At 76.5% G+C, this 3,360-nt stretch carries 1 protein-coding gene; it reads left to right on the forward strand.

Features of this window, described 5'->3' with window-relative positions; translation table 11 throughout:
* Positions 1 to 156: 156 nt before the first annotated feature.
* Positions 157 to 3,360, forward strand: a 3,204-nt coding sequence (tmk, locus tag ABT085_RS45130) for a dTMP kinase (RefSeq protein WP_351622708.1), incomplete at its 3' end; no start/stop codon positions are given.

The following is a 3,360-nucleotide window of genomic DNA, read 5'->3' on the forward strand; positions in this document are numbered from 1 at the left end:
GTGCACCTGTGGTGCACCGGCCCGTCCGGATCTCCTTCACCGTCTCCTTCACCGCGGGTTCGCGGGACGCACGCCCCGGCATCACTTTGGTGTCGGGGTGTGTGCACGTGCGGGCGTGTGCCTCGGGCTGTCGGCGGGTCCCGATAGGCTGAAAGCATGACGCGAGCCGAGCAGCCAACGGCCAACCACCCCGCCCCGGACGACGCCCTGGTGGCGGACTCCCGCGAGCGCGCCGTGCGCGCCCTGCTGCGCCGGCCGCAGCTCAAGCAGCTCTGGAGCGCCCAGCTCGTGGGAGGCGTGGGGGACATCCTCACGCTCCTCGTGCTGGTCGTCCTCGCCCTCCAGGCGGCGATCGCCGTCGGCTCGTTCGGGGGCGGCTACCGGGGCGTGGCCATCGCCGTCGCCACCGTCTTCGCGGTACGCATCCTGGCGACCCTCCTCTTCGGCGCCGTGCTCCTGGGCCCGCTGACCTCTCTGACGTCCCAGCAGGGACCGCTCGACCGCCGCTGGACGATGGTCGGCGCCGACGGTCTGCGGGCCGCGCTGCTGATCGTCGCGCCGCTGTGGATCGACTGGACGCCCGACAACGCGCTCGCGGTCCTCCTGGTCACCGTGTTCGTGACCGGGGTCGCCGAGCGCTTCTGGACGGTGTGCCGCGAGGGCGCGGCGCCCGCCCTGCTGCCCGCCCCGCCCCCGGAGGGCGCGACGGTACGGCCGCTGCCGGACCACATGGACGCCCTGCGCCGCCTCTCGCTGCGTACGAGCTTCGTCGCGGTCCCCCTCGCGGCCGCCACGCTGGCCGCCGCGTCCCTCGTCAACAACCTCCTGGGCACCGGCATCGCCTGGTTCGGCCAGCACCAGGCGGCCCTCGCCTCGTACGTCGCGGCCGGGCTGTTCGCAGCCTCCCTGTCGGTGGTGAGCGGCCTGGAGCTGCCCGACGTGCGCACCCCGCGTGCGCGCTCGCCGCTGGAGGGCCTGCGCCGGCCCCGCACGGCCGCGGGCGTCGACAGCGGCCGCACGGGCGTGATCCCGGTGCTGGTGTTCGCCTGCGCGGCGGTCGCCGCTGCGGTCGCCGCCGCCGTCGCCGTGTCGGTGCTGCATGCCAAGGACCTGGGCGGCGGGCCCGTGCTGTACGGCCTGCTGGTGCTCGCGCTGACCGGCGGTGTCGTGGTCGGTATCCGGACCGCGCCGGCCTTCCTGCCGACGCTCTCGCGGCGCCGCCTGCTGTCCCTGACGATCGCCTTCACCGGGGTGGCGCTGCTGGCCGCCGGGCTCGTCCCGGACGTCACCAGCGTGCTGCTGATCGTCGCGCTGGCCGGTGTCGGCGCGGGGGTGTCCGCCAACACCGGGCACACCCTGCTCGACCAGGAGACCGAGGACGGCCGACGGGCGCGTACGACCGAGCACCTGCACGCGGTCGTACGGGTCAGCGTGGCCCTGGGCGCGGTGATCGCCCCGCTGGTCGCGGCGCTCATCGGGCCGCACCGGCTGGAGAACGGCAAGTTCGTCTTCGCGCACGGCGGGGCCGCGTTCACGCTGATGCTGGTCGGCGCGCTGCTGCTGCCGGTGGCCGCGCTGGTGCTCGCCAAGGTCGACGACCGCTCCGGCGTACCGCTGCGGCACGACCTGCGGGACGCGCTGCTGGGCGGCGACGACCCCGTGCAGACGCCCGCGACCGGCGGGTTCTTCATCGCCCTGGAGGGCGGCGACGGCGCCGGCAAGTCCACCCAGGCGGACGCCCTCGCCGACTGGATCAGGGCCAAGGGGCACGAGGTCGTGCTCACCCGCGAGCCGGGGGCGACCCCCGTGGGCAAGCGGCTGCGGTCGATCCTGCTGGACGTGTCCTCGGCCGGGCTGTCCCACCGCGCGGAGGCGCTGCTGTACGCCGCGGACCGCGCCGAGCACGTCGACACCGTCGTACGGCCCGCGCTGGAGCGCGGCGCGGTGGTGATCTCGGACCGGTACATCGACTCGTCGGTGGCGTACCAGGGGGCCGGCCGTGACCTGTCCCCGACGGAGATCGCACGGATCTCCCGCTGGGCGACGAACGGACTGGTCCCGCATCTGACGGTGCTGCTGGACGTGTCGCCCGAGGCGGCCCGCGAGCGGTTCACCGAGGCTCCGGACCGGCTGGAGTCGGAGCCCGCCGAGTTCCACGCGCGGGTGCGCTCCGGTTTCCTGACGCTGGCCGCCGCCGACCCCGGCCGGTACCTGGTCGTCGACGCCGCGCAGGAGCCCGAGGCGGTGACCACGGTCGTCCGGCACCGGCTCGACCAGATGCTGCCGCTGTCCGAGGCCGAGGTGAAGGCGGCCGAGGAGGCCCGCAGAGCGGCCGAGGAGGCGGCCCGCCGCAAGGCCGAGGAGGAGGCCGCGCGCAAGGCCGAGGAGGAGCGCCTGGAGCGTGAGCGCCAGGCACAGCTGGAGCGGCTGCGCGCCGAAGAGGCCGAGCGCAAGCAGCGCGAGCTGGAGGAGGCCCAGCGGCGCGAGGCCGAACGGCAGGCGGAGGAGGCGCGGCAGCGCGCCGAGGAAGCGCACCGGCGTGCCGAGGAGGAGCGCGCGCGGCTGCTCGCCGAGGAGAAGCTCCGGGCCGAGGAGGAGGCGCGGCGCAGGGCCGAGGAGGAGCGGCGTCGCAAGCAGGCCGAGGAGGAGGCCAGGCTGCGTGCCGAGGCCGAGGCCCGGCGGCTGGAGAAGCAGCGCAAGGCCGAGGAGGCCCTGCTGCGGGCGGAGGCGGCACGCCGGGCCGCCGAGCAGGCCACGGCCGCCGCGCAGGCGGGACCGCAGCCGAAGGCGCCGTCGGCCGCGGCCGTGACGCCGGAGGCGGCGACCGTGCCGACGCCGGTGGTCAAGCCGGCCCCCGCGGCGGATGGTCCGGTGGACGAGACGACGGTGCTGCCGCGGGTGCGCGAGCGGGACGCCGAGGACCCGCGGTCCTCCGGCGCCGCGTCCGCCACCGGGTCCGAGGCGGAGGTGACGGCCGAGCTGCCGCAGCCGCCGGTGCCGTCGGGCGCCGCGGACGAGACCACGGTGCTGCCGCCGGTCGCCCCCGGCGCGGTGGACGAGACGGCCGTGCTGCCTGCGGTGCGCGACGAGGACCTCGCGGACCGGGTGCCGTCCGGGTTCTTCCGCGACGAGCCGTCGGGGCAGCCGGGGGCGCGGGGCGCGGACCGTCCCGACGACCGGACGCGTGAGCTGCCGCAGGTCGACGAGGCGGGTGCGCCGCGGCGGCGGGCCCGGCCCGACTGGGCCGAGGAGACGCCGTTGGACGACCTGCCGACGCTGGCGGACGAGCTGCTCGGCCCGCGTGGCGACGATGACGACGAGGGATACGGCGACCGGCCGGGACGCCGTCGCGGCCGGGGC

Origin of the sequence: Streptomyces sp. NPDC002265 (genome assembly GCF_040296125.1) — a bacterium.
In the GTDB taxonomy this organism is placed as follows: domain Bacteria; phylum Actinomycetota; class Actinomycetes; order Streptomycetales; family Streptomycetaceae; genus Streptomyces.